Consider the following 26824-nt stretch of genomic DNA (forward strand, 5'->3'; position numbering starts at 1 on the left):
CTACCGTGTACGACAGCCGCGGTTCCCTTCCGAGGGGGCCGCGGCTGCTGTGTGGGTGCACGTATCGTTGATGGCGCCCGTCCCTCTTCCCTCGAAAGGCTCCCGCCGCATGGTGCAGATCAAGACCCCCGAGCAGATCGCCAAGATGCGCGAGGCGGGGCTGGTCGTCGCCGCCATCCACGCGGCGACCCGAGAGGCCGCGGTGCCCGGGGCCACCACCAGGGACCTCGACCAGGTCGCGCGCAAGGTGCTCGCGGAGCACGACGCGAAGCCGAACTTCCTCGGGTACGGCGGCTTCCCGGCGACGATCTGCACCTCCGTGAACGAGGTCGTGGTGCACGGGATCCCGTCCGACGACGTCGTCCTCAAGGACGGCGACATCATCTCCATCGACTGCGGCGCGATCATCGACGGCTGGCACGGCGACGCGGCGTACACCGCCTTCGTGGGCTCCGGGCACGCCCCCGAGCTGATCGAGCTCTCCCGGGTCACCGAGGAGTCGATGTGGGCCGGCATCGCGGCGATGAAGCAGGGCAACCGGCTCGTCGACGTCTCCCGGGCCATCGAGACGTACATCCGCCGCCAGCCGAAGCCGGGCGGCGGCCGCTACGGGATCATCGAGGACTACGGCGGCCACGGCATCGGCACCGAGATGCACATGGACCCGCACCTGCTGAACTACGTCGACCGGCGCCGGGGCAAGGGGCCGAAGCTGGTCAGCGGGTTCTGCCTGGCGATCGAGCCGATGGTGTCCCTGGGCACCCCGAAGACGGAGGTCCTGTCGGACGACTGGACGGTCATCACGACGGACGGCACCTGGTCCTCGCACTGGGAGCACTCGGTGGCGCTGACCGACGAGGGCCCGCTGGTGCTGACGGCTCCCGACGGGGGCAAGGCGAAGCTCGCCGAGCACGGCGTCACCGCCGCTCCCGACCCCCTTGCTTAATGATCTACGTTATGGGGCATCCTTCCTCGATTCGTGTTTCTGGAGACGCTGACGTAGACTGACTCGTCGGCTCTCGTGCACCCGCATGTCCGCATGTGGTAGGCGAGAGTCGATCAAGGTAGTCGATTCGAAGGGCGAAGCGTGGCCAAGAAGCAAGGTGCCATCGAGATCGAGGGCACTGTCGTCGAGTCTCTTCCGAACGCCATGTTCAAGGTCGAGCTCCAGAACGGCCACCAGGTCCTGGCTCACATCAGCGGCAAGATGCGTATGCACTACATCCGTATCCTCCCTGACGACCGGGTCGTGGTGGAGCTGTCTCCGTACGACCTGACGCGTGGCCGGATCGTCTACCGGTACAAGTAGATCTTGCCCGCATCCCGTTTCGGCGGGGTGGTGGCACTGACCCGGAGAACCTCAATCCCATGAAGGTCAAGCCGAGCGTCAAGAAGATCTGCGACAAGTGCAGGGTGATCCGCCGTCACGGCCGGGTCATGGTCATTTGCGAGAACCCGCGCCACAAGCAGCGCCAGGGCTGACGCACGACCGACCCTCTGCTCTCGCAGAGTTTCGCGCGACGCAAGCTGAATTTGTTCATACGCAGAGCCCAGACGTCCTTCGTCTGACACCCCCGGTTCGGAGGCCGGGGACCCAGTTCGTACCTGGTACGGCGGCTGGGAACCGGTTCTGTGGAAGACCTCCGAAGATCACCAGGAGCCATTGAAGTGGCACGCGTTTCCGGTGTTGACATCCCGCGCGAAAAGCGCGTGGAGGTCGCCCTGACCTACGTGTTCGGCATCGGCCGGACTCTCTCCCAGCTGACGCTGGCGGAGACCGGTATCGACCCGAACACCCGCGTTCGCGACCTCTCCGAGGAGCAGCTCGTCGCGATTCGTGAGTACGTCGACAACAACATCAAGACCGAGGGTGACCTCCGTCGCGAGATCCAGGCCGACATCCGCCGCAAGGTCGAGATCGGCTGCTACCAGGGTCTGCGGCACCGCCGTGGTCTGCCCGTCCGTGGTCAGCGCACCAGCACGAACGCTCGTACCCGCAAGGGCCCGCGTCGCGCCATCGCCGGCAAGAAGAAGCCGGGCAAGAAGTAGTCCTCAGCGGACAACGCTTCATCAGCGGTCTTCGCTGTAGGACCGACCACCTCCCCGTAGGAGTTTGTAGATGCCCCCCAAGGGTCGTCAGGGCGCTGCCAAGAAGGTGCGCCGCAAGGAAAAGAAGAACGTCGCTCACGGGCACGCCCACATCAAGAGCACGTTCAACAACACGATCGTCTCGATCACGGACCCCTCGGGCAACGTGATCTCCTGGGCCTCCGCCGGCCACGTCGGCTTCAAGGGCTCGCGCAAGTCCACCCCCTTCGCCGCGCAGATGGCCGCCGAGTCGGCCGCCCGCCGCGCGCAGGAGCACGGCATGCGCAAGGTGGACGTGTTCGTCAAGGGTCCCGGCTCCGGCCGTGAGACCGCGATCCGCTCCCTCCAGGCCACCGGCCTCGAGGTCGGCTCGATCCAGGACGTCACGCCCACGCCGCACAACGGCTGCCGTCCGCCGAAGCGTCGTCGCGTCTGACGCACCGGCTCAGGGCGGCTCGGCTGTCGGCTGGGGGTGTGGGGGTCGCCCCCCACAATGTCGCAGCACGGCTGCCGTCCGCCGAAGCGTCGTCGCGTCTGACGCGTCGCGTTCGCAGGCAGTGGTTTCGGGCGGTACGGCTCTGTAAGGGGCGTATCGCCCGTACCCTTGTAGTAACCCGTCAGGCTCCGCCTGGTGGCCTCAGGGCATCAAATAGTGGGTGCCCCTGAACTGAAGGATTCACATGCTGATCGCTCAGCGTCCCTCGTTGACCGAAGAGGTCGTCGACGAGTTCCGCTCCCGGTTCGTGATCGAGCCGCTGGAGCCGGGCTTCGGTTACACGCTCGGCAACTCCCTGCGTCGTACGCTCCTCTCCTCGATCCCGGGTGCGGCGGTCACGTCCATCCGCATCGACGGCGTTCTGCACGAGTTCACCACCGTGCCGGGCGTCAAGGAGGACGTCACCGACCTGATCCTCAACATCAAGCAGCTGGTCGTCTCCTCGGAGCACGACGAGCCGGTCGTGATGTACCTGCGCAAGCAGGGCCCGGGTCTGGTCACCGCCGCCGACATCGCGCCCCCGGCCGGTGTCGAGGTGCACAACCCCGACCTCGTCCTCGCCACGCTCAACGGCAAGGGCAAGCTGGAGATGGAGCTCACGGTCGAGCGTGGCCGCGGTTACGTCTCCGCCGTGCAGAACAAGCAGGTGGGCCAGGAGATCGGCCGTATCCCGGTCGACTCCATCTACAGCCCCGTGCTCAAGGTCACGTACAAGGTCGAGGCGACCCGTGTCGAGCAGCGCACCGACTTCGACAAGCTGATCGTCGACGTCGAGACCAAGCAGGCGATGCGTCCGCGTGACGCCATGGCCTCCGCCGGTAAGACCCTGGTCGAGCTGTTCGGTCTCGCCCGCGAGCTGAACATCGACGCCGAGGGCATCGACATGGGCCCGTCCCCCACGGACGCCGCCCTTGCCGCTGACCTCGCCCTGCCGATCGAGGAGCTCGAGCTCACCGTTCGGTCGTACAACTGCCTCAAGCGTGAGGGCATCCACTCCGTGGGTGAGCTCGTGGCGCGTTCCGAGGCCGACCTCCTGGACATCCGCAACTTCGGTGCGAAGTCCATCGACGAGGTCAAGGCGAAGCTGGCCGGCATGGGCCTGGCCCTGAAGGACAGCCCGCCCGGATTCGACCCGACCGCCGCCGCCGACGCCTTCGGCGCCGACGACGACGCGGACGCGGGTTTCGTGGAGACCGAGCAGTACTGATCGGTTGTTGCCGGTGAGCATCCGCTCACCGGGTTCCTGACCCCGGTACCTGATACGGCCGGGGCAGATACCAAGGAGAAAGACATGCCGAAGCCCACCAAGGGTGCCCGTCTGGGCGGCAGCGCCGCGCACGAGAAGCTGCTCCTCGCGAACCTCGCGAAGAGCCTCTTCGAGCACGGCCGTATCACCACCACCGAGGCGAAGGCGCGCAAGCTGCGTCCGTACGCCGAGCGTCTGGTCACCAAGGCGAAGAAGGGCGACCTTCACAACCGCCGTCAGGTGCTCCAGGTAATCACGGACAAGAGCGTCGTGCACACGCTCTTCACCGAGATCGGCCCGCGCTACGAGAACCGTCCCGGTGGCTACACCCGCATCACCAAGATCGGTAACCGTCGTGGCGACAACGCGCCCATGGCTGTCATCGAGCTGGTCGAGGCGCTGACGGTCGCGCAGCAGGCGACGGGTGAGGCCGAGGCCGCCACCAAGCGTGCCGCCAAGGACACCGAGGCTGCTCCGGCCGCCGAGGAGACCAAGGTCGACACGGCCAAGGCCGACGAGGCCGAGGACGCCGCCGAGGAGTCCAAGGACGCCTGACGCTTCCGCGTCGTGACGGGCCCGCCCCTTCCGGGGGGCGGGCCCGTCTGGCATTCCGGTTCGATGTTCCTGAGAGGATCCAGGGGTGAGCGACGAAGTACAGCCCGGTTACGTCCGTGTCCGCCTCGACCTCTCCTACGACGGAACCGACTTCTCCGGATGGGCCAAGCAGGCCGGGGGACGGCGGACCGTGCAGGGTGAGATCGAGGACGCGCTGCGGACGGTGACCCGGTCGAGGGACGTGACGTACGAACTGACCGTGGCCGGGCGGACCGATGCCGGGGTGCATGCGCGCGGGCAGGTGGCGCACGTGGATCTGCCGGAGGGGCTGTGGGGGGAGCATCGCGAGAAGCTGCTGAAGCGGCTGGCGGGGCGGTTGCCGAAGGACGTGCGGGTGTGGTCCGTGCGGGAGGCTCCGGGCGGGTTCAACGCGCGGTTCTCCGCTCTGTGGCGGCGGTACGTCTACCGGGTGGGGGACCTGCCCGGTGGCGTGGACCCCCTGCTGCGCAACCATGTGCTGTGGCACGACTGGGAGTTGGACGTCGCCGCCATGGACGCGGCCGCCAAGTCCCTCGTCGGGGAGCACGACTTCGCGGCGTACGCGAAGAAGCGTGAGGGCGCGACGACGATCCGCGAGATCCTGGACTTCGGGGTGCGGCGGCGGGCGGACGGGGTCGTCGAGATCGAGGTCCGGGCCGACGCCTTCTGCCACAACCAGGTGCGGTCCATGGTCGGCGCGCTGCTGTTCGTGGGGGACGGGCACCGGGGTGTGGAGTGGCCCCGGAAGGTGCTGGACGCGGGTGTCCGGGACAGCGCCGTCCATGTCGTACGGCCGCACGGGCTGACGCTGGAGGAAGTCGGTTACCCCGCCGACGAGTTGCTGGCGGCGCGGAGCAGGGAAGCGCGGAACCGGCGGTCGTTGCCGGCGGCCGGTTGCTGACCGGCCGCCGACGTAGGACCGCGGTCGTGCTCACTGCCTGACGGTGAAGTACTGCCAGGCGCCCCAGGTGCTGAGGTTGGTGTTGTCACGGCTGCTGTGGACGTACTGCGCGGCCACCCGGTACCTGTTGTCGACCGAGTTGGTGAGGGACATCTGCTGCCGGCCGGTGCTGGTGGAACTCAGGGCCGAGCAGCCGCTGGTGCTCTGTGTGTGCCAGGCCCCGCTGTAGTACCGCTGCACCCGGTAGAGGACGCACTGGCCGGCCTTGTTGGGGCTGACGGTGACGTCGAGGGTCTCCTTCACCGTGCGGTGGTACACCCGGTACTGCGTGCTCCCGTACTGGGTGCTCGTGTAGTAGCCGGACAGCTTCTCCGAGACCCTGGCATAGGTGTTCACGCTGCGGGCCGTGGTCTTCGGGGCGTACCGGTGGTCGCCGGCGAACACCGCGCTGAACGTGGTGTTGCGGGAGAGCTTGTACGACGCCGTCAGGTTGCCGTGGGAGTCCACCGCCCCCGACTTCACCAGGACCTTCGTTCCGCTGTACGGCTGGGCGTAGATCGCCACCGTACGGCTGTTGTACGTCGTACCGAGGTGAGCGGTGATCTTCGCGGACTGGCCGTAGTCGTACGTGGAGTGGTCCGTAGCGACGGTCAGGGAGGTCGCGGCGCGGGACACCTGGACGGTGGCGGTGCGGCTGCCGGCCTTGTGCGAGACGTCACCGGCGTAGGCCGCCTTGTAGGTGTTGGCGCCGCCGATCTGCGGGGTGTCCTTGATCGTGAACGAGCCGTTCGTGGCGAGCTTCGCGTCGGCGAGTGCCACGCCGGACGAGTGCCCGAGGTCGGTCTTCGTCACCTTGACGACCTGACCGGCGGCGAAGGGCGCGCCGGAGATCTGGCCGGTGACGGTGAGGGCGCCGGCGCGGGTGGACGTGGCCGGCGCCGACAGGGTGACCGTGGTGGGCAGCTTGGCGGCCTGGACGAGTCCGGTGGCGTTCGCCGCCTCGTGGGTCTCGTCGCCGTCGTACCGCGCGGCGTAGGTGTAGGTGCCTTCCGCCGACGGGGTGTCGGCGAACGAGAAGGAGCCGTCCGCCGCGGTCGTCACCTCGCGCAGGGCCGTTCCGTTGCGCGTGATGTGGACGACCTGCCCCGCGGCCAGGGCCGAGGACGAGTCCAGGGTGCCGCCGACGGACAGGGCCCGGCCCGGCACCGCCGTGCCCGGGGCGGTGAGGTGGAGCGAAGTCGTCGCCTTCGGCTCCGTCGGCGGGGGCGCGGCCTCGCTGACGACCGGGCCGCTCACCGTCTGCAGGTCGGCGCTGTCGCCGGTGGCACCGGAGAAGGCCAGGAGCGCGGTGGACGTCAGCGTGGGTGTCGCGTCCATCACCTGCGCCCCGTCGATCCAGACGTACACATGGCCGGCGTCCACCTGGATGTCCACCTGGTGGGTGCCCTGGCGCAGTGCGGTGCTGAGCGGGATCACCGACTGGTAGTCGATCGCCGACGAGCCGGCCGAACTGCGGCCGACGCCCACGAAGTTCTGTGCCTTGACCGTGTCGTTGTAGCCGCTGGCGAGTGCGATCACCGTGCCCGGCCGCCCCGCGATGCCGAGGCCGTCACCGTTCTCGCCCAGCGCCGACGCGGAGTTCTGGGCCGGGTCGAGGAGGGCGAGCGTCATGCCCTTCCCGCCGTTGCCGGGGCCGAACTTCGCGGTGAAGGTGGCCCGCAGGCCGTCGGTGCGCAGCGGCTTGGTGTAGACGGCCGAGCCCGCCTGGTTGTTGGTGGCGGGGGTCAGCTGGACCCCGCCGCCGTCGGCCTGCACCGCCGAGCCGTTGGTCTGCCACAGTCCGTCGGCGGTCGAGGTGGTCGTGGCGGTGCCGGTGCCGGTGCCCTTGACCGGGACGTACATGGCGCCCTGGCCGTTGCCGTTCTCGTCGGTCCCGGTGCCGGTGACCTCGTAGAAGGCGCTCAGATCCGCAGCCGAGCGCGGAGTGAACGTGACGCTCTGCACCGCGGTCTGCTCGGGACCGATGATCAGGCCCTCCGACATCTGCACCGGGCTGTTGAAGTCACCCGTCGGTGCCTTGGCCTTGGTCACCGTGACCGGGATGTTGCCGGTGTTGGTGATGGTGAACGACAGCGACCTGGAGCTGCCGACCGGGACCTGGCCGAAGTCCAGTGAGCTCGTGGAGAACTCCAGGTGTCCCTGCCCCGTGATGGCCGTCGCGCTGACCGGCACGCTCAGGGTGTGGGTGTCGCCGCCGCCGCTGCTGGTGACCACGAGCTGGTCGCTGTCGGCCTGGTCGTCGGTCGGCGTGTAGGTGACCGAGAGCACGAACGAGCCACCGGCCTGCACGACCGTCCCGGCGCCCGGCAGTCCCGAGGTGGAGAAGACGCCGTCGGGCGAGTCGACCGAGTCGATGGTCTCCGGCTCGGTGCCGGTGTTGGTGACCTGGAGGTTCAGTGTCGAGGTGCTGCCGGTGGGCACTTCGCCGAAGTCCAGGGCGGCGGGTGCCGCCCCGAGTCCGGGCCGGGTGCCGACGCCGTGGAGTGCGAAGACCAGCTTCTGGCCGTCCGACAGGTTCGCGGTCAGGGTGCCGCTGATGCCGCCGGTGGTGGTGGGGGCGAAGGTGATCGGCACGTCCAGGGTGGCGTCCGTCGCCAGTGCCGTGGGCTGCTCGGGGGTGGGTACGGCGGACGGGTCGACCGAGAAGGCCCCGGAGGCCTTGAGCCCGGTGATGCTGACGTCCTGGGTGGCGGTCAGCTTCATGGCGGCCGGGTGGCTGCCGCCCACGGCGACCTGGCCGAAGTCGAGAGAGGCCGCGGTCAGAGCGGTCCTGGCGGGGCTGCCGAAGCCGTAGAGCACGCCGTCGCGGGTGCCGACGTACACCTTGCCGCGCTCGGCGGTCGGGGTGCTGAACTTCGTCGCGGTGCCGATCGGTGCCGACCACAGCAGCTGGAGGTGGCCGTTGCCGTCGGGGGTGGGGCTGTAGGCGCGCAGGGCGCCGTCGGCCCCGGAGGCGTTGCTCGCGGAGGTCATCCACACCAGGGCGCTGGACTCGTCCGTGCCGTCGGAGGTGACCAGGGGGGAGCCGCTGGTGTAGCCGAAGGTGTCCTGGCTCTGGCCGGTGAGGGTGAGCGCGGGCGTACCGCCGTTGCGGACGCCGTACTTGAGCGCGCGCAGCGGGCCCTGGTTGCCGACGACGTAGACATAGCCGCCGTCGCCGCCCCAGAACGCGGGGTGTCCCCACATGCCCTGGTAGGGGCCGGACACGCTCACCGCGGCGTCACCGCCCTGGGGGCCCTGGCCCATGCCGCCGAGGTTGTCGCGGTCGAGCAGGAACACCCGGCCGTCCTTGCCCTGCTGGACCAGCAGATGGGGGTGTTCGGCGGTGCCGAAGCCGTCCGGCAGCGCCATGGGGGCGCCCGAGGAGATGTCCTGGTCGTTGAGGTCCAGGGTGGAGGCGTCGCTGGGGCTGAAGAAGTCGGCGGTGCTGAGGCTGTTGTCCGCGCCCACCTGGAGGCGTACGACGGACTCGGCGAGGGTGCCCTGAACGGTCTTGCCGGGCCCGGGGGCCGGGCTGATGCCGTTGCCGGTGCTGAAGAAGATCCGGCCGGAACCGTCGGAGACCAGTCCGCCACCGGACTGCCAGATGCCGGCGCCGCCCGTGCTGGCACCGGTCACCGTGGCCCACATCGACGTGATGCTGTGCTGGGTGGTGCTCACGCCGACCACATAGCCGCGGTAGGGCCACGCGTCGCAGTGGCCGCCGAAGCCCGCGTAGACGACGCCGTCCATCAACAGCAGGCCAGGGCGCTGCTGTTCGTAGAAGGGGTCGAACGCGTTGCCCGGGTCGTTGACGGGGCTTCCGGCGATGGTGACCGGCCACCCGTCGCGCTCGGCTCCGGAGGCCGGGTCGACCGCGTGCATCAGCCACTTCGGGTGGCGGTGCGTGGAGGTGCCGTCGTCGACCTTGGTGGTGAAGTAGAGGGAGCCGGTGGCCGAGTCGTAGACGGGGGTCGCGGTCGCGCCCACGTTGGGCACCAGGTCACCGCAGCCGATCGCGGAGGCCGGCCACGCGGGTCCGTAGTTCTTGCTCCACTCGATCGCACCGGTGGTGCGGTCGAGGCCGTACAGCGTGTTGCTCTCGGTGACCGCGATCACCTGGTCGTCCAGCACCAGCGGCTGGGCGTATATCTGCCCGTCGAGCTTGGTGGCGAAGAGCCGGCCGAAGGCGGACGACTGGACGACCGCGGGGGAGAGCGCCGACTCGCTCTGGTCCCAGTTGGTGCGCAGGTTGTCGACGCCCTGGGTGGTCTGGTCGGCCTGGGCCGAGGACGCCACCAGGCTGATCGTCGTGCCGATCAGTGCCGCGGTGGCCACGGCCACGACGGAGAGCAGCCATGTGCGCCGCCGGCTGCGGTGACGGCCACCGCGTGCGGGCATGGAAAACCCGGGCAAATCGGGACCCCCCTCTGATGTCCGCGCCCGGAGCGGTCACAGGTACGGCACAAACGTGAAGACTGAGTGGTCGTTCTTACCATCAGTTGACCCGATTGCGCACTACCGGCACCGCTGTTACCCCTGTGACCCGTGATGAAACCCTCACTTAACAAGAAGGTTGAGACGAAAAGCGAAAAGCCGGTTATGCTTTCGCGGTCCGGTCGAGAGTTCGATTTATGGGGATGGCCGAACATACGTGGGGTAGGCAGGGCCGACCGGCCCTGGGGGGTTTGATGACAAGTGCAGTCGATGCTTCCGTGCGCTCCCGTCGGCGCAGGCGGGTCGTGGAGACCCACGGCCTCCTGCCGCAGCCGCCGGACGACGTCGAGAAGTACTCCTACACCCGCCGTCACCTGTGGGTGCTGACAGCGGGTTCGCTCATCAGCTTCGCCTGCCTCGCGGTGAGCCAGTTCCTCTTCACCGCGTCCAGCCCGTGGTTCTGGCTGACCATGCCGCTGCTCGCCTTCGTCGTCGCCGACTACCTGATCTCGCTGTACCTCGACGGGCTCAGCAAGGACTTCGACATCAAGCGGCACAAGCAGCTCGTCCGCGCGTGGCGGCCCGCCAGGTATCCGAGCGTGGACATCTTCCTGCCGGTGTGCGGAGAGCCCCTGGAGGTGCTCCACAACACCTGGGTCCATGTGAACCGGCTGGCCGGCAGCTATCAGGGCGTCGTGAAGACGTACGTCCTCGACGACGCCGCCGAGGACGAGGTCGGGGCCATGGCCGCCGACTTCGGGTTCCACTACGTGGTGCGGCCCAACCGCGGCTGGTTCAAGAAGGCCGGCAACCTCAATCACGCCTTCGAGAAGACCGACGGCGACCACATCCTCATCCTGGACGCCGACTTCGCGCCCCGCGCCGACCTGCTCGACGAGCTGCTGCCGCACATGGACGACGACGAGAAGGTCGCCATCGTCCAGTCGCCCCAGTTCTTCCGCATCGTCGACGCGCAGAACTGGATCGAGCGAGGCGCGGGCGCCGTGCAGGAGCAGTTCTACCGCTCCGTCCAGACCTCCCGTGAGGACCATGACGGGTCCATCTGCGTGGGTTCGTGCGCGATCTACCGGCGCGCGGCCCTGGAGCAGACCGGCGGCATCACGCTGATCGAGCACTCCGAGGACATGTACACCGGCTTCGATCTGCGGGCGCTGGGCTGGAAGCTGCGCTACGTGCCCGTCGCCCTGTCCGCCGGCGTGTGCCCGGACACGGCCGGCGCGTTCCACAACCAGCAGTACCGCTGGTGCATGGGCTCCCTGGAGCTGCTCACCAGCAAGCGGTTCTGGGAGATGGACCTCAAGTTCAAGACGCGGCTCTGCTACGTCTCGGGCTTCCTCTACTACCTCCAGACCGCGCTCGCCACCTTCATCACGCCGCTCATCCCGCTCGGCCTGATGATCCTCCGCCCGGACCTGATGCGCGCCGAGGCCACCCTCTGGGTGCTGCCCAGCGTCGCCTACGTCACGCTGGTGCTGCCGCTCTGGCACCGGGCGCCGTACCGGCTGGAGGCCTGGGCCGTCCGCGTCATGTACGGCTGGTCGCACGTCTTCGCCGTCTGGGACGTGCTGCGGGGCCGGCCCATGGGCTGGAAGCCCACCGGTTCGGCGGGCGCCAAGAAGAACGGCATGCGCCGCTACTGGAACTGCATGATCCTCTGGACCGGCGGCACCGCCGTGGCCTGGATCCTCGTCGCCGCCTGGCGCATGCTCACCCTCTATCCGCCGGACTTCGCGCTGATGCTGTCCGCCGGCCTCTTCTACGCCATGGTCGTCGGCCGTGTTCTCGTCCAGCCGCACGCCCAGGAAGTGCAGGAAGCGACCGCATGACTTTCTCCGTACGCCAGGTACGAGCCCTGCGTCCCGTGCGGGCGCTGGCCGCCGTGCTGCTCGTCGGCGCGCTGTCGGCCGGGTGCAGCACGTTCTCCGACGAGGGCCGTGCCCAGTACGAGCGCGGCCAGGGCGAGGATCCGGCCGCCACCGGCACGGCCGAGGCCGCCGAGTCGGCGAAGCCCGAGCCGCCGTACGACGTGCGGCCGCTGCTGGACCCGAGGAAGAAGTACCTGGGTCTGGCCGCAGACGGTGCCCCCGCCAAGATGGCGTCCGTCGAGGACTTCGCCAGGCGGGCCGGCAAGAAGCCCAACCTGATGGAGTTCTACTCGGCCTGGGGCGACCAGTACGAGCAGCGGCTCGTGCAGAACTCCTGGGACTACGGCGCGGTGGCGTTCATCGCCTGGGAGCCGTTCAAGACGAGCCTGAAGGACATCGCCTCGGGCAAGCAGGACGCGTACATCCGCGAGTACGCGCAGTCCGTCAAGGAACTGAACCTGCCCGTGGCGATCAGCTTCGCGCACGAGATGAACGGCTTCTGGTACCCGTGGGGCACCAAGAAGGCCACCGCGGCCCAGTTCACCGCCGCGTACAAGCACGTCCACGACATCTTCGACGACGAGGGCGCCACCCAGGTCATCTGGGTGTGGAGCCCGAACGTCACCCACCCGGTGCCGGACGTGAAGCTCAAGCCGTACTGGCCGGGCGACGACTACGTCGACTGGGTCGGGGTCATCGGCTACTACGGGGCCACCGGGCCGAGCACGTACCAGACGCTGTACGGGCCGACGATGACACAGATCCGTACCTTCACGAAGAAACCGTTCATCATCGCGGAGACCGCCGCGCAGGCCGGTGAGCGCAAGCCCGCCGACATCAAGTCCCTCTTCCAGGGGACCGCCGAGCGCGACGACGTCATCGGGTTCGTCTGGTTCAACTTCGACAAGGAGACGGACTGGCGCATCAACAGCGGTCCGCTGTCCGAGAAGACCTTCAAGGAGCAGGCCGCGAACCCGGAGTTCGGATTCGATGTGAAGAAGCCATGAGCGATCGGACCACGCCCACGTGGGCGGACGACCCAGAGCTCCATGACGAATACGCGTACGGTCAGCAGTACGGTCACACCGACGACAGCGGGCGGCGGTACGCGCAGCGCGAGAGCCTCAGGCAGTACGCGCAGCAGGCGCAGCCGGCCCACTCACCGGACCAGGAACAGGCCGGCGGCTACCAGCCCGGCTACTTCACCGAGACCGGCAGCTGGCGCTTCGACGTCCACGACCGGACGTCCTCGTACACCGACCAGCAGGCGTACGACACCTTCGCGCCCTTCGACCCGTACGCCTCCTACACCGCCGTCGAGCCCGAACCGGCGGCCCCCGCGGCCGTGGAGCCCGAGCCGCACAAGCCCGGCTACACGCTGCCGCCCGTCGCGGAGTCGTCGTGGGCGGTGGACACGCGGCGCAGCAAGCTGCTCGGGCGCGGGGTGCTGCTGTGCATTCTGCTCGTGCAGGCGGGGCTCTCCCTGCGGCTGACCGGGACCGCCTTCCAGGACGAGGCGCTCTACATCGCGGCGGGCCACTACGAGCTGGCCAACCTGCTGCACGGCACCAAACTGCCGGTGGACTTCGCGGCCTACTTCTCCGGCCACCCCAAGCTGTACCCGGTGCTCGCCGGTGCCGTGGACAGCCAGTTCGGCCTCGCCGGGGTACGCGTGGTCAGCCTGCTGTTCATGCTGGGCGCCACCGCGCTGCTGTACGCGCTGACCCGGCGGCTGTTCAACCTGCGCGCCGCGCTCGGCGCCGCCGCGCTCTTCTCGGTGCTCCAGTCGACGATGGTGCTCGGCAACTTCGCCACCTACGACGCCGCCGCCATCTTCCTGCTCGCACTGTCCGCCTGGGCGGTGGTGCGCACCGACCGGATGAAGGCCCTGGCCGTGCTGCTCGCGGCACCGCCGGCCGCACTGGCGTTCGGCGTGAAGTACGCCTCCGGTCTGTACCTCCCGACCCTGGTGGTTCTCGCGGTGATCACCGCGCATCGGCACCGCGGCGTCCGCGCACTGGGCCGTGGTGTGGTGCTGGGCACCGGCATCGTGGCCCTGCTCGGGATCGGCTACTGGTTCTCCGGTCCGCTGGGCGGCATCAGCTCCACCACCACCGACCGCGCGAAGGGCACGGACACGGCGGCGACGATGCTCCAGCACAGCGCGGAGTGGGGCGGGCTGGTCTTCCTGGCCGCGCTCGGCGGCACGATCGCCTATGTGCTGCGCGCGCGGATGGGGGAGATGCCGTGGGTCGGCGGCGAGACCTCGGGGCGCTGGCGGCGCGCCGCGCTCGGCGTGCTGCTGACCGGTACCGCGCTGCTCGCCCCCGCCTACCAGATCCACCTCCACACCGAGATCTCGCTCTACAAGCACGTCGGCTTCGGACTGTTCTTCGCAGCTCCGCTGGCCGGCCTCGGCATGGCCCGCCTGGTCGGCCCGCACTTCCGGCATCCACAGCTCGGGATCCTGCTCTACGTCGCCACCCTGGTGTTCGGCATGGTGCAGGCCCAGCGGGCGTACAGCTTCCCGGACTCCACGCAGATGACCTCGTACCTGCGCACGGTCGTCGACAGGAAGGGCACCTACCTCGCCGAGGAGCAGGAGGTCCCCGCCTACTACCTGCGGGACAAGACCAACTGGACGCAGTGGCAGAACTCCTACTTCATGGACTACCGCGGCAAGGACGGCAAGCAGTACACCGGCCCCGACGCGTTCCGGCAGGCCGTCCGTGACGGAAAGTTCGACGCGATCGTGATGCACGGCGATGTCAGCCCGGTGACGTACGAAGCGGTGAAGGAGGGGTTGAAGAACAACTCCCACTACCGGCTGGCGGCCGTGTTCCCGTACACCACGAGCAGCGGAGAGCACGCCTACCGGATTTGGGTGAAACGATGAGTCCCCACGCCCCCACTCCGTACGGTGGCGGGTACCCCGACGCCCCGGGCGGCCACGATCCCTACGCCGGGCAGGGCGCCTACGCCGGGCAGGGCACGTACGCCGGCGGCCAGGGCACCTACGCCGAGCCGGGCGCGTACGGCGCTTCCGGTCAGTACGCCGATCCGGGCGGGTATCCGGGCGCGCAGGGTGCTTACGCTCCCGAGCCCGCCGCTCCGGAACCGGTCGACCCGCAGCCGCCCGCGGACGCGCCGGCCGACGAGGAACCCGAGGGCCCGAAGGGCGGCCGGCTCGCCACCGCGGTGGTCTTCCTGGTGCCCACGGCGCTCGCCTTCGCCCTGATCCTGCACCGGATCGGTGACCGCGAGCTGTGGCGCGACGAACACGCCACCTGGTGGGCGGCCACGCTGTCCTTCCACGACCTGAGCCTGCTGATCCGCTCGATCGACGTCGTGTTCACGCCGTACTACGTGTTCATGCACCTCTGGAGCGCCGTCGCCGGCGACTCCCCGACCGCGATGCGCGTCCCCGGCGCGGTGGCCATGGCGGCCTCCGCGGGTCTGCTCGCCCTGCTCGGGAGGCGGCTGTTCACCACCCAGGCGGGACTGCTCGCGGGGCTCGCCTTCGCCGTCGTGCCGGTCACCACGCGGTACGGGCAGGAGATCCGCCCGTACGCCTTCGCGGTGGCCGCGGTGCTGCTGTCGACCCTGCTGCTCGCCAGGGCGCTGGACAAGCCGTCGTTCAAGGTGTGGGTCGCCTACACGCTGTCGGTGCCGCTGATCGGCTGGAGCCACCTGGCCTCGATGGCCGTCCTCGGCGCGCATCTGGTGATGATCCTCATCGCCCGGCGGTCCGGCGACAAGATCGTGGGCTGGGCCTACGCCGCGGCCTGCACGCTGGGCCTGTGCTTCGTCATTCCCATGGCCGTCGCCGGCTCGGGGCAGAGCGGACAGATCGCCTGGAACAACCCGGTGCTGAAGGACCTGCTCGACTTCCCCAAGAACCTCTTCGGGTCCTGGGCGGTGGCCGTGCCGGTCATGGCGCTCGGCGCGCTCGGGCTGTTCTTCGCGGGACGGCGTGCCCTTCCGCTGGCCGTCTGGATCGTGCTGCCGCCGCTCGCGACCTACGCCACCGCCGCGCAGCTGCACCTCTTCCTGCCGCGCTATCTGCTGTTCACCGCGCCCGCCTGGGTCCTGCTCGCGGCCGTCGCCGTGGTCCGGATCGCCGGGCCGGTGGCCGGGGCGAAGGCCGGTACCGGAGGGGCGGCGCGGCGGGGCCTCGGCTGGGTGCTCGTGGCGGCGGCGGTCGCCGGGATCGCCTTCCAGTCGCTGCCCGGGATCCGTGAGACCCGGCAGAACGCTCTGGGCGAGCCCGATTTCCGCGGCGCCGCCCAGCTGGTCGAGGCCGGGCAGAAGAAGGGCGACGGCATCGTCTTCAGCGGTGTGATGTCCGAGCGCCGGGCCATGGACTACGAACTGCGGGACGACGCCGGCCGCCCGCGCGACGTGCTGATGTACCGCACTCCGCAGGAGCTGGGGTCGTTCGGCGCGCTCGAATGCCCGGATGCCGCGAGGTGCCTGGCCAAGGCCGACCGGCTGTGGCTCGTGTCGACGACGCTCGACGGGCAGCCGTTCAGCGGCATGCCGAAGACGACGGCGACCGCGATCCAGAAGAGCTTCAAGGTCGTGAAGACCCGGAAGCTGCGATACCTCCAGCTCGTGCTCCTCGAAAGGACACGCGCCGCGACGGACGACCCGTCCAAGGACGAGGACGACGCCGCGAAGCGCAAGGTGCACACCTGAGTTGGGTTCCGGACGCGGGACGACCCGCGTCCGGCGGGGGGAGCAGTCAATTGGGGAGGGGAAAGAGAAGATGACGTACGACGTGGGGGCGGACGTGGCTGTCACCGTGGTGATGCCCACGTACAACGAAGCCGCCAACCTGCCGAGAATGGCCGAGGCGGTGCTCCAACTGCCGCTCGACGGGCTCCACCTGAAGATCGTGGACGACTCCAGTCCGGACGGGACCGGCCGGATCGCCGAGGAGCTCGCCGAGAAGTACAACTGGGACGGGCGGCGCCGGATGAGCGTGCTGCACCGGACCGAGAAGGACGGGCTCGGGCGCGCCTACGTCGCCGGCATGAGCGCCGCGCTGGACGAGGGCGCCGCGTACGTCGTCCAGATGGACGCCGATGGCAGCCACCCCGTGGAAGCGGTCCCACGCATGCTCGGTACGGCGGTGGCGTCCGGGGTCGGCCTGGTCGTCGGCAGCCGTTACGTGGAGGGCGGCTCGCTGGACGAGGAGTGGGGCAGGCACCGCGTCCTGCTGTCCCGCTTCGCCAACCGCTACGCCCGGACCGTGCTCGGCACCAAGATCCGGGACATCACCGCGGGCTTCAATCTCTGGTCGGCCGCCACCCTGCGGGACATCGACCTCGCGACCCTGGACAGCGCCGGCTACAGCTTCCAGGTCGAGCTGAAGTTCAAGGCCGTACGGGCCGGGCACAGCGCGGTGGAGATCCCGATCCGCTTCGAGGAGCGCACCGAGGGCGTCTCCAAGATGAACCTCTCGACGCAGATCGAGTCAGCGGTGATGCCGGTACGGCTGCGACTGCGCAACCGACGGGGCTGAGTGTGCCGGTGAGCAGCGGACGTCACGCGCTTCCCTCCCGGTGGGGGAAGCTGTACCGCGAGATCGCGAAGTTCGGCATGGTCGGGGCCTCGGGCTTCGTGGTCAACCTCGCGGTCTTCAACCTCATCAGGACCGCCACGGACTGGCAGACCGTCCGGGCGAGCGTCCTCGCCACGGTCGTCGCGATCCTCAGCAACTATCTCGGCCTGCGGTACTTCGCCTACCGCAAGCGGGCCGAGGAGGACCGCAACAGCCGCAGGAAGGAGCTGACCCTCTTCCTGCTCTTCAGCGCGATCGGACTGGTCATCGAGAACTCGGTCCTGTACGCCACGACCTACGGGCTCGGCTGGGACGGCACGCTGGCCACCAACGTCAGCAAGTTCCTCGGCATCGGCGTGGCGACGCTCTTCCGCTTCTGGTCCTACCGCACCTGGGTCTTCAGGACGGCCGGGACCCGGCAAGCGGCCGGCGGCCTGCCGGAGCCCGTCGCGCCGTATCCCGAGCCCGCCCTGAGCGGCTCCTGGGAGCGGTCCTGAACCGCGAGCTGCCCTGAACGAACCGGACCCGGCGCGCCTCGGCGCGCCGGGTCACTCGCTCGCGGCCGCGGAGGCCTGTGCCTCGCCGCGGCGGTGGATCTGGCGGAAGGTGAACTCGGCCAGGTTGTCGCCGATGCCGAAGACCGCGGTGTCCTTCTCCGTGACGTTCTTGCCGCTGGCGAAGCCGGCGATGGTGAAGTAGGCGTAGCGGCCGTAGGAGTTCGAGGTCGTGCGGCAGATCGCGGAGTTGCAGAAGGGCTTGACCGCGCCGCCGGACAGCGACTTGACGATGTCCTTCTTGGTGTTGACCTGGCTCTTCGCCTTCGTCGCCCGGGCCTCGGTGTCGAAGACGGCCACGCCGACCGTCACCGAGACGCCGTCCTTGGTGTAGCTGACCCGCATGAACTGGGTGCAGCCGTTGGCCTTGAGGATCTTGCCCAGGCTCGCCTGGACGGCGTCGGCCGCGGCGCAGTTCTTCGTGTCGGAGGTCGTGCCCTTCTTGTACACGGTCGAGCCCATGGTCAGCTGCGTGCCCGGGAAGAGGATCTGCGCGCCGAGCGGGGCCGTGTCCTTCGCCTTGCTGGCGATGAAGTCCTTCGGGTCCAGCGGCGGCGGGGCGCTGGTCGGCGCGAAGGACGGTGCGGTCCCGGTCGCGCTGGGGATCGCGGCGGCCGACAGCGAGGACGTCGGCTTGTTCGCCTCGTCGCTGCCGTTCGCCGACACGACGGCCATCGCCACCGCGGTGCCTATCGCGACCGTGGCGAGCGCGCCGCCGACGATGAAGAACAGCCGGCGCCGTCTGTTGCGGATCTCGGAGGCCTCGGCGAGCGCCGCCCAGTCCGGAGTCTGCTCGCCCCCGCCGCTGCCCCACGGCTGCTGTGACTGCGGTTTCCAGGGATCCCACTGGGACGGGGGTCCCCCCTGCTGCCCAAAGCTCATGGGGCGCATCTTAGACGGGGGACGGGAGGTGCTGTCGGGCCTGTGGACACTGGGCCGTGGGACCTTTCCGGCACCCGTGCACATCTCGGCCGCACCGGTGCCGTGCGGGCCTCGTTTTGACCCGTCCGTGCGACCCCGGGTATCCTGCTTCTTCGTTGTGTATCGGCTCGCTCGTTCTCATCGCGAGAGGCCTTTACCTAGGTTCCCTGGAGCAGTTACCAGTGGGCGGCATACGGGCAGTGTCCCGGCCATTGTCGTCCCCAGCTGCACGATCGCTTCAGTGATGCCATGTGTCAGCACCCATCCACTGAAGAAGAAGGCTGCGAAGTGCGTACGTACAGCCCCAAGCCCGGCGATGTGACTCGCCAGTGGCACGTCATTGACGCTCAGGACGTCGTCCTGGGCCGTCTGGCTACCACTGCCGCGAACCTCCTCCGTGGCAAGCACAAGCCGACCTATGCCCCGCACATGGACATGGGCGACTTCGTCATCATCATCAACGCCGACAAGGTTCACCTGTCCGGCAACAAGAAGACCCAGAAGCTGGCGTACCGCCACTCCGGTTACCCGGGTGGTCTGCGCTCCGTCCGCTACGACGAGCTGCTGGCGAAGAACCCCGAGAAGGCCGTCGAGAAGGCCATCAAGGGCATGATCCCCAAGAACAGCCTGGGCCGTCAGATGATCAGCAAGCTGAAGGTCTACTCGGGCGACCAGCACCCGCACGCTGCGCAGCAGCCGGTGCCGTTCGAGATCACCCAGGTCGCGCAGTAAGTCCGGCCACCCCCTAAGACTGAAGAGAATCTGAGGAGCATCGTGGCCGAGACCACCGTCGAGACGCCCGTCGAGGGCGAAGAGATCGTCGACATCGACAGCTACACCACCGAGTCCGAGGTCCCCGTCGAGGGCGAGTACACCTCGGAGTCCATGGCGTCCCGCTTCGGCGACCCGCAGCCGGCCGCCGGCCTGGGCCGTCGCAAGAACGCCATCGCCCGCGTCCGGATCGTCCCGGGCACCGGCAAGTGGAAGATCAACGGTCGCACCCTTGAGGACTACTTCCCCAACAAGGTGCACCAGCAGGAAGTCAACGAGCCCTTCAAGGTGCTCGAGCTCGAGGGCCGCTACGACGTCATCGCCCGCATCGCGGGTGGCGGTGTCTCCGGCCAGGCCGGTGCGCTCCGTCTCGGTGTCGCCCGCGCGCTGAACGAGGCCGACGTGGACAACAACCGCGGCGCCCTCAAGAAGGCCGGCTTCCTCCGCCGCGACGACCGTGCGGTCGAGCGCAAGAAGGCCGGTCTCAAGAAGGCCCGCAAGGCCCCGCAGTACAGCAAGCGTTAATCTTCGCTGCCTGTTCTGCTCGTACCTGCTCGTTCCCGCGAGTCAGCAGTACGTCCGTTCGCCCCGGCGGCACGCCACAGTGCCGCCGGGGCGTTCGTTTATCACAGCCCTGGGCGTATAACGGCACAAGGCGCTCAAAGGCTCATGTGATCGGATGATCTCCGTAACTGACGCTTCCTCAGGAGGACAAGTGGGACGACTCTTCGGCACGGACGGCGTACGCGGTGTCGCCAACGCGGATCTGACGGCCGAGATGGCGCTCGGTCTCTCCGTCGCGGCGGCGCACGTGCTGGCCGAGGCGGGTACGTTCCAGGGCCACCGGCCGACGGCCGTGGTCGGACGGGACCCGCGTGCGTCCGGGGAGTTCCTGGAAGCCGCCGTGGTCGCGGGCCTCGCGAGCGCCGGTGTGGACGTCCTGAAGGTCGGCGTGCTGCCGACGCCCGCGGTGGCGTACCTCACGGGTGTGCTCGGCGCCGACCTCGGTGTCATGCTCTCCGCCAGCCACAACGCCATGCCCGACAACGGCATCAAGTTCCTCGCGCGGGGCGGGCACAAGCTCGACGACGAGCTGGAGGAGCGCATCGAGGCCGTCTACGAGGAGCACAAGGGCGGCGAGCCCTGGGAGCGGCCGACCGGCGGAGGCGTCGGCCGGGTCCGCGAGTACACCGAGGGCTTCGACAAGTACGTGGCCCATCTGATCGCCGTACTGCCGAACCGGCTCGACGGGCTGAAGATCGTCCTCGACGAGGCGCACGGCGCCGCCGCCCGGGTGTCGCCCGAGGCGTTCTCGCGAGCCGGCGCCGAGGTCATCACCATCGGTGCCCAGCCGGACGGCCTCAACATCAACGACGGCTGCGGCTCCACACATCTCGACCTGCTGAAGACCGCCGTCGTCGAGCACGGGGCCGATTTCGGCATCGCGCACGACGGGGACGCGGACCGGTGCCTGGCCGTCGACCACACCGGTGAGGAAGTCGACGGCGACCAGATCATGGCCGTGCTCGCGCTGGCGATGAGAGACCGGTCGGCGCTGCGGTCCGACACCGTCGTCGCGACGGTCATGTCGAACCTCGGGTTCAAGCTGGCGCTGGAGCGGGAGGGCCTTCGGCTCGTCCAGACCGCCGTCGGTGACCGGTATGTGCTCGAGGAGATGAAGGAGCACGGGTACGCCCTCGGCGGTGAGCAGTCCGGGCACGTCATCATCCTGGACCACGCCACCACCGGGGACGGGACGCTGACCGGGCTGATGCTGGCGGCGCGCGTCGCGGAGAGCGGGCGGTCGCTGAAGGAACTGGCCGCCGTGATGGAGCGGCTGCCGCAGGTGCTGATCAACGTGCCTGACGTGGACCGCTCCCGGGTGTCGACGTCCGCGGAGCTTTCGGCGGCGGTGGCCGAGGCCGAGCGTGAACTCGGGGCGACGGGGCGGGTGTTGCTGCGGCCGTCGGGGACCGAGCCGTTGGTCCGGGTCATGGTCGAGGCGGCGGACATCGATCAGGCGCGGTCCGTTGCGGGGCGGCTGGCTGACGCGGTGAAGTCGGCGCTGGGCTGATCTGCGGGGGCGAGTGCGGGTGCGTGGGGGGCTGGTCGCGCAGTTCCCCGCGCCCCAAGGGCGCCGTAGCGGTGGCCGAGGCCGAGCGGGAGCTCGGGGCGACGGAGGCTCGGTCGGTTGCGGGCGGGGTGCGCCCTGCGCCCTGAGGGCGCCGCGGCGGTGTCGGAGGTCGAGCGGGGACTTGGGGCGGCGGAGGCTCGGGGTCGGTTGCCGGCGCGGTGAAGTCGGCGCTCGGCTGATCTCCGGGTGCCGAGTGGGCTTGTGCGTCAGGTGCGTTTCCGCCAGGCCCATTTCTGGAGCAGCAGGGTCACCGTTCCCGCCAGGATGATGCCCAGGAGGTTCAGGAGGAGTTGTTCCGTCGAACCCCAGGTCTGCTTGGTGTCGCCGTAGCTGAGGGCCACCGCCGCGTTGGCGGCCGCGGGAACCGTGGTGACCGAGATGGCCACACCCACCAGGGCACCGGACTTCGCCGAGGTCAGGGAGAGGGTGCCGGCGGCGCCGGCCAGGACGGCGACGATGAAGGAGAAGGCGTCGGGGGCGTAGACGAAGCCGGTCTGGGGGCGGTCGGCCTCCAGCAGGTCCTTGCTGAACAGGTCCAGCGCGTCCATGAAGAGGCTGAAGCCCACGGTCACCGCCATGGCCACGGCGAAGCCCACCAGGAGCGCGATCAGTGAGCGAAGGGCCAGGCGGGGGGCGCGCTGCACTATCGAGGTGGAGATGCCGGCGAGCGGGCCGAACTCCGGGCCCACGGCCATCGCGCCCACGATGAGGACCGCGTTGTCGAGCACCACACCGCAGGCCGCGATCATCGTGGCCAGGGTGATGAAGGCGAGGTAGGTGGCCGAGAGCGTCGACTCCTCGTGCGTGGCCTCGGTCAGGTGCTCCCACAGGACCGCGTCCGCCCCTTCGCCGGGAGCCTCCGCCTCGGCCTTGTCGGCGCGTTTCGACAGGGACAGGTCGATGTTCTCGACCGCGATGGAGCCGGTGTTGTCGAGGCCCAACCCCTGGAGTTCGGTGAGGAGTTCGTCACCCGCCTCGCGCGCCACGTCACACATCACGACGTCGCCCTCCGGATTGCGGGCGGTGCCCGGCATCACGACGAGGTGCGTGGTGCCGACCGTCCCCTCGATCAGTCGGACCACGTCGTCGGTCTTGTCGGCCGGGGTGATCAGGCGCAGATGCAGCATGACGCCTTTCTAACAGGCCCGGACGCTCAGAGTTTGCGGAGGCTGAGCTTGCGCACCTTGTGGTCCTGGCCCTTGCGGATGACGAGGGTGGCGCGGCCGCGGGTGGGGGCGATGTTCTCCACCAGGTTGGGCTTGTTGATGGTGCGCCAGAGGGTGCGGGCGTAGTCGACGGCCTCCTCCTCGGAGACCTGGGTGTACTTCCTGAAGTACGAGTCGGGGTTCTGGAAGGCGGTCTGCCGGAGCTTCCTGAACCGGCTGAGGTACCAGCGCTCGATGTCCTCGGCGCTCGCGTCGACGTACACGCTGAAGTCGAAGTAGTCGGCGAGACCGACGCGGGTGCGGCCGTCCGTGCCGGGCAGGGCGGGCTGCAGCACGTTGAGGCCCTCGACGATCAGGATGTCGGGGCGGCGCACGGTGAGCCGCTGGTCCGGGACGATGTCGTAGATCAGGTGGGAGTAGACGGGGGCGGTGACCTCGTCCTTGCCCGCCTTGATGTCGGCGACGAAACGGGTCAGGGCCCGGCGGTCGTACGACTCCGGGAAGCCCTTGCGCGACATGAGCCCGCGGGCCTGAAGCTCCCGGGTGGGCAGCAGGAAGCCGTCGGTCGTGACCAGCTCCACGCGCGGATGCTCGGGCCAGCGGGAGAGCAGGGCCTGCAGGAGCCGGGCGACGGTGGACTTCCCGACGGCGACCGATCCCGCGACCCCTATGACGAACGGGGTGCCCGACTGGGAGCCCTGCTCGCCGAGGAAGGTGTTCAGGGCGCCCCTGAGACCCTCCGTGGCGCCGACGTAGAGGTTCAGCAGCCGGGACAGCGGGAGGTAGATGTCCCGCACCTCGTCGAGGTCGATGACGTCACCGAGGCCGCGCAGCTTCTCGACCTCTTCGGCGTTCAGCGGGAGGGGCGTCTTCTCGCGCAGCGCACTCCACTCTGAGCGGGTGAGATCGACGTAAGGAGTCGCCTCCGGCTTGTGCCGGTGGGCGCTCCGGGGCATCGGGGAGACCGGAGAGATCACAGTCCATTGTTAACGGAGTTTGAACGGGGTGGGGGGTGGGGTGGGTCACGTCGGGCTCTGAGGGACCACCTCGGCATGATCACGTCACCTGGTCGGCTTCGGCGACGGCACTCGTTGTGGCACGTGAAGGGGGCCGCCCATCGAGATGGGCGGCCCCTGGCCGGAGTCTGCTCCGCAGCGGGTCAGCTCAGGTTCTGCCGGCATTCCGTGAGGGCGAACTCGCCGTAGCTGTCCGCGATCTTCTCCATGAGCCCGCCGTCGAGCACTCCCGGGTTCCAGGCAAGGACGGGGTACTCGCCGTCCTCGTCGGGCCGGGAGGTGTCGAGGACGACGATGCCCCAGACGTCGTCATGCATGACGACCATGAAGTGCTGGGGAAGCCCCAGCGCGGCCCGGTCCTCCCGGGTGTGGGCGGGAGTGCCCAGCAGTTCCTCCCCTCCGGCAGGTGTCCGGTACAGGCCGAGGAACTCGGCGGGCGGCACCTCCCATGTGCCGAACTCCTCGATGAGCCGCCGATAGGAGGGCGGGAAGACGAGTGCCATCTCCGCTTCCGCTCGGGCGATCATCTCCGGAGGACAGCCGGTGCCGTGCTGGGCCAGATCCTCGTTGTCACGCACAAGGCTGATCACTTGATCAGCCGCCCGCAGAGCCTTCGTCATGAGAAGTCCTTCGCCCTGTTCTTCCAGTACGCCGTCTTCCACCTCTCGAACTCGGGCCGGTCGATTCCGCTGGGGATCTTGGTGCCCGACTTCCAGTGCAGCTTGCCGTAGTTGTCGAAAAGTCGTCGCGGATGAGTGCGGCGCCCGAATGTCCCCTTCACCAATAGTTGACTGAAACTGGTTGTCTGCTGACGGCGCGTCACCGGAGTCGGGGTGGTCGTTCTCCGCCGCCGCGATATCCGAATTCGGGCACGAAGTGCCGTGATCGGGTGGGCTTCGCCGCCTAGGCTGCCGCGCATGTGCGGAATCGTGGGATACGTGGGGTCGCAGTCGGCGCTCGATGTGGTGATGGCCGGGCTGAAGCGGCTGGAGTACCGGGGGTACGACTCGGCAGGTGTCGCGGTGCTGGCGGACGGCGGGCTGGCGGCGGCGAAGAAGGCCGGGAAGCTGGTCAATCTGGAGAAGGAGCTGGTGGACCGGCCGTTGCCGACGGGGCTGACCGGCATCGGGCACACGCGGTGGGCCACGCACGGCGGGCCGACGGACGCCAACGCGCATCCGCATCTGGACAACGCCGGGCGGGTCGCCGTCGTCCACAACGGGATCATCGAGAACTTCGCCGCGCTGCGGGCCGAGCTGGAGGAGCGGGGGCACGAGCTGGCCTCCGAGACGGACACGGAGGTGGTGGCGCACCTGCTCGCCGAGGAGTTCTCAGCGACCGCCGACCTCGCGGAGGCCATGCGGCTGGTGTGCCGGCGGCTGGAGGGGGCGTTCACGCTGGTGGCCGTCCACGCGGACGAGCCGGACGTGGTCGTGGGCGCCCGCCGGAACTCGCCGCTGGTGGTCGGCGTGGGGGAGGGGGAGGCGTTCCTGGCCTCGGACGTGGCGGCCTTCATCGCCCACACCCGCTCCGCGATCGAGCTCGGCCAGGACCAGGTCGTGGAGCTGCGCAGGGACGGCGTGACCGTCACCGGCTTCGACGGCCGGCCGGCCGACGTCCGCTCGTTCCACATCGACTGGGACGCCTCCGCCGCCGAGAAGGGCGGCTACGACTACTTCATGCTCAAGGAGATCGCCGAGCAGCCGAAGGCGGTCGCCGACACGCTGCTCGGCCGTATCGACGCGGCCGGCTCCCTGACGCTGGACGAGGTCCGGATCTCCGACGCCGAGCTGCGGGAGATCGACAAGGTCGTCATCGTGGCCTGCGGTACGGCCTTCCACGCGGGGATGATCGCCAAGTACGCCATCGAGCACTGGACCCGGATTCCGTGTGAGGTGGAGCTGGCCAGTGAATTCCGGTACCGGGACCCGATCCTCGGACCGCGCTCCCTCGTCATCGCCATCTCCCAGTCCGGGGAGACCATGGACACGCTCATGGCGCTGCGGCACGCCCGCGAGCAGGGGTCCAAGGTGCTCGCGATCTGCAACACCAACGGGTCGACGATCCCCCGGGAGTCGGACGCCGTGCTGTACACGCACGCCGGGCCCGAGGTGGCCGTCGCGTCGACGAAGGCGTTCCTCACGCAGCTCGTGGCGTGTTACCTGGTGGCGCTGTACCTGGGGCAGGTGCGCGGGACCAAGTGGGGCGACGAGATCTCCGCCGTGATCCGGGACCTGTCGCACATCTCCGGCGAGGTCGAGCGGGTGCTGGAGACGATGGAGCCGGTGCGGGCGCTGGCGCGGTCGCTGGCCGACAAGAACACCGTGCTGTTCCTCGGACGGCACGTCGGCTATCCGGTGGCCCTCGAAGGCGCGCTGAAGCTGAAGGAACTCGCCTACATGCACGCCGAGGGCTTCGCGGCGGGCGAGCTGAAGCACGGGCCGATCGCGCTGATCGAGGAGGACCTGCCGGTCGTGGTGGTCGTGCCCTCGCCGCGGGGGCGCTCGGTGATCCACGACAAGATCGTGTCCAACATCCAGGAGATCCGGGCCCGGGGAGCGCGGACGATCGTCATCGCGGAGGAGGGGGACGAGGCGGTGGTGCCGTACGCCGACCATCTGATCCGGATCCCGGCCACGCCGACGCTGCTGCAGCCGCTGGTGGCGACGGTGCCTTTGCAGGTGTTCGCGTGTGAGCTGGCGACCGCCCGGGGCAATGAGGTGGACCAGCCGAGGAACCTGGCGAAGTCGGTCACGGTGGAGTAGTCGGCCGACCGGCGGTATCCGATATCGCGGTGCAGGTGTCGTACGGGGTTACCGGGTGTCGGGGGTGCGCTTGAGGGCGTCGAGGAAGGCGGTGAAGGGGGCGGGGGGGAAGGTGAGGGTGGCGGTGGTGGGGGTCTTGGAGTCGCGGATGGATATGTGGGTGGGGTGGGTTGCGATCTCGACGCAGTTGTTGCCGTCGTCCGGACCTGAGTAGGACGACTTCCGCCAGTTCTCCATGGGAGGC

Annotated in this window: 25 protein-coding genes; 18 read left to right on the forward strand and 7 right to left on the reverse strand. The window is 69.0% G+C overall.

The features are described from left to right. The first annotated feature begins 109 nt into the window (after positions 1–109). The 8 genes from map to truA all read left to right on the forward strand — a co-directional run bounded on the left by map (position 110) and on the right by truA (position 5325). Positions 110–946, forward strand: a complete 837-nt coding sequence (gene map, locus ACFYZ8_RS42380; protein ID WP_359031363.1) for a type I methionyl aminopeptidase — start codon at positions 110–112, stop codon at positions 944–946. A gap of 141 nt (positions 947–1087) precedes the next feature. Continuing rightward, entirely contained in the window at positions 1088–1309 is a 222-nt protein-coding gene (infA, locus tag ACFYZ8_RS42385) for a translation initiation factor IF-1 (protein ID WP_003948620.1), read from the forward strand. A gap of 59 nt (positions 1310–1368) precedes the next feature. Then, on the forward strand, positions 1369–1482 hold the full coding sequence (gene rpmJ / locus ACFYZ8_RS42390; RefSeq protein WP_003998809.1) for a 50S ribosomal protein L36: 114 nt from the start codon (positions 1369–1371) through the stop codon (positions 1480–1482). Between the two features lie 186 nt (positions 1483–1668). After that, on the forward strand, positions 1669–2049 hold the full coding sequence (gene rpsM, locus ACFYZ8_RS42395; protein WP_037680379.1) for a 30S ribosomal protein S13: 381 nt from the start codon (positions 1669–1671) through the stop codon (positions 2047–2049). Positions 2050–2119: 70 nt separating this feature from the next. Then, positions 2120–2524 (forward strand): 30S ribosomal protein S11, encoded by a 405-nt coding sequence (gene rpsK, locus ACFYZ8_RS42400; RefSeq protein WP_003956432.1) that lies wholly within the window; start codon positions 2120–2122, stop codon positions 2522–2524. A 244-nt stretch (positions 2525–2768) separates the two neighbouring features. Beyond that, the gene (locus tag ACFYZ8_RS42405) at positions 2769–3791 is read left to right on the forward strand and encodes a DNA-directed RNA polymerase subunit alpha (protein WP_003966937.1); all 1023 of its coding nucleotides are present in this window, start codon (positions 2769–2771) and stop codon (positions 3789–3791) included. Between the two features lie 84 nt (positions 3792–3875). Then, complete coding sequence (gene rplQ, locus ACFYZ8_RS42410; RefSeq protein WP_359031362.1) at positions 3876–4385, forward strand: 50S ribosomal protein L17; 510 nt, start codon at positions 3876–3878, stop codon at positions 4383–4385. 85 nt (positions 4386–4470) lie between these two features. Next, positions 4471–5325, forward strand: a complete 855-nt coding sequence (gene truA, locus ACFYZ8_RS42415; protein ID WP_359031361.1) for a tRNA pseudouridine(38-40) synthase TruA — start codon at positions 4471–4473, stop codon at positions 5323–5325. A gap of 30 nt (positions 5326–5355) precedes the next feature. Here truA and ACFYZ8_RS42420 read toward each other — a convergent pair whose 3' ends face one another. After that, a complete protein-coding gene (locus ACFYZ8_RS42420) occupies positions 5356–9765 on the reverse strand; it encodes a choice-of-anchor D domain-containing protein (RefSeq protein ID WP_388541843.1) in 4410 nt (1469 codons plus the stop codon). A gap of 506 nt (positions 9766–10271) precedes the next feature. Between ACFYZ8_RS42420 and ACFYZ8_RS42425 the strand changes: the two genes are divergently transcribed. The 6 genes from ACFYZ8_RS42425 to ACFYZ8_RS42450 all read left to right on the forward strand — a co-directional run bounded on the left by ACFYZ8_RS42425 (position 10272) and on the right by ACFYZ8_RS42450 (position 17750). Continuing rightward, positions 10272–11648, forward strand: coding sequence for a glycosyltransferase family 2 protein (locus tag ACFYZ8_RS42425; RefSeq protein WP_359031478.1), 1377 nt, complete (start codon positions 10272–10274; stop codon positions 11646–11648). Continuing rightward, positions 11645–12694, forward strand: a complete 1050-nt coding sequence (locus ACFYZ8_RS42430) for a glycosyl hydrolase (protein WP_359031359.1) — start codon at positions 11645–11647, stop codon at positions 12692–12694. The genes ACFYZ8_RS42425 and ACFYZ8_RS42430 overlap by 4 nt, the downstream gene beginning before the upstream one ends. Continuing rightward, positions 12691–14583, forward strand: coding sequence for a glycosyltransferase family 39 protein (locus ACFYZ8_RS42435; protein ID WP_359031358.1), 1893 nt, complete (start codon positions 12691–12693; stop codon positions 14581–14583). The genes ACFYZ8_RS42430 and ACFYZ8_RS42435 overlap by 4 nt, the downstream gene beginning before the upstream one ends. Beyond that, positions 14580–16385, forward strand: coding sequence for a glycosyltransferase family 39 protein (locus ACFYZ8_RS42440; protein ID WP_388541847.1), 1806 nt, complete (start codon positions 14580–14582; stop codon positions 16383–16385). Before ACFYZ8_RS42435 ends, ACFYZ8_RS42440 begins: the two co-directional genes overlap by 4 nt. 70 nt (positions 16386–16455) lie before the next feature. Further along, on the forward strand, positions 16456–17214 hold the full coding sequence (locus ACFYZ8_RS42445; protein ID WP_359031356.1) for a polyprenol monophosphomannose synthase: 759 nt from the start codon (positions 16456–16458) through the stop codon (positions 17212–17214). 8 nt (positions 17215–17222) lie between these two features. Continuing rightward, positions 17223–17750, forward strand: a complete 528-nt coding sequence (locus tag ACFYZ8_RS42450) for a GtrA family protein (protein WP_359031355.1) — start codon at positions 17223–17225, stop codon at positions 17748–17750. Between the two features lie 51 nt (positions 17751–17801). On the opposite strand, the gene ACFYZ8_RS42455 is transcribed toward ACFYZ8_RS42450, so the two are convergent. After that, positions 17802–18689 (reverse strand): hypothetical protein, encoded by an 888-nt coding sequence (locus ACFYZ8_RS42455; RefSeq protein ID WP_359031353.1) that lies wholly within the window; start codon positions 18687–18689, stop codon positions 17802–17804. Between the two features lie 327 nt (positions 18690–19016). On the opposite strand from ACFYZ8_RS42455, the gene rplM reads away from it, so the two are divergent. The 3 genes from rplM to glmM all read left to right on the forward strand — a co-directional run bounded on the left by rplM (position 19017) and on the right by glmM (position 21573). Further along, positions 19017–19460: a 50S ribosomal protein L13 gene (gene rplM / locus ACFYZ8_RS42460; protein WP_359031352.1), complete on the forward strand. Its 444-nt coding sequence runs from the start codon at positions 19017–19019 to the stop codon at positions 19458–19460. A gap of 42 nt (positions 19461–19502) precedes the next feature. Next, positions 19503–20024 (forward strand): 30S ribosomal protein S9, encoded by a 522-nt coding sequence (gene rpsI, locus ACFYZ8_RS42465; RefSeq protein ID WP_031038459.1) that lies wholly within the window; start codon positions 19503–19505, stop codon positions 20022–20024. 190 nt (positions 20025–20214) lie between these two features. Further along, positions 20215–21573: a phosphoglucosamine mutase gene (gene glmM, locus ACFYZ8_RS42470; RefSeq protein ID WP_359031351.1), complete on the forward strand. Its 1359-nt coding sequence runs from the start codon at positions 20215–20217 to the stop codon at positions 21571–21573. A 266-nt stretch (positions 21574–21839) separates the two neighbouring features. Here the strand turns inward: glmM and ACFYZ8_RS42475 are convergent, their stop codons facing one another. The 4 genes from ACFYZ8_RS42475 to ACFYZ8_RS42490 all read right to left on the reverse strand — a co-directional run bounded on the left by ACFYZ8_RS42475 (position 21840) and on the right by ACFYZ8_RS42490 (position 24599). After that, complete coding sequence (locus ACFYZ8_RS42475) at positions 21840–22760, reverse strand: DUF389 domain-containing protein (protein ID WP_388541851.1); 921 nt, start codon at positions 22758–22760, stop codon at positions 21840–21842. Between the two features lie 26 nt (positions 22761–22786). Next, the gene (coaA, locus tag ACFYZ8_RS42480) at positions 22787–23755 is read right to left on the reverse strand and encodes a type I pantothenate kinase (RefSeq protein WP_388541854.1); all 969 of its coding nucleotides are present in this window, start codon (positions 23753–23755) and stop codon (positions 22787–22789) included. 203 nt (positions 23756–23958) lie between these two features. Beyond that, complete coding sequence (locus tag ACFYZ8_RS42485; protein WP_388541857.1) at positions 23959–24435, reverse strand: SMI1/KNR4 family protein; 477 nt, start codon at positions 24433–24435, stop codon at positions 23959–23961. Further along, a complete protein-coding gene (locus ACFYZ8_RS42490; protein ID WP_359031347.1) occupies positions 24432–24599 on the reverse strand; it encodes an HNH/ENDO VII family nuclease in 168 nt (55 codons plus the stop codon). The genes ACFYZ8_RS42485 and ACFYZ8_RS42490 overlap by 4 nt, the downstream gene beginning before the upstream one ends. A 133-nt stretch (positions 24600–24732) precedes the next feature. On the opposite strand from ACFYZ8_RS42490, the gene glmS reads away from it, so the two are divergent. Next, a complete protein-coding gene (gene glmS, locus ACFYZ8_RS42495) occupies positions 24733–26580 on the forward strand; it encodes a glutamine--fructose-6-phosphate transaminase (isomerizing) (protein WP_388541860.1) in 1848 nt (615 codons plus the stop codon). 48 nt (positions 26581–26628) lie between these two features. On the opposite strand, the gene ACFYZ8_RS42500 is transcribed toward glmS, so the two are convergent. Next, positions 26629–26817, reverse strand: a complete 189-nt coding sequence (locus ACFYZ8_RS42500; protein ID WP_388541862.1) for a DUF397 domain-containing protein — start codon at positions 26815–26817, stop codon at positions 26629–26631. Between the last annotated feature and the right edge of the window lie 7 nt (positions 26818–26824).

It is taken from the genome of Streptomyces sp. NPDC001668, assembly GCF_042893155.1.
GTDB lineage: Bacteria > Actinomycetota > Actinomycetes > Streptomycetales > Streptomycetaceae > Streptomyces.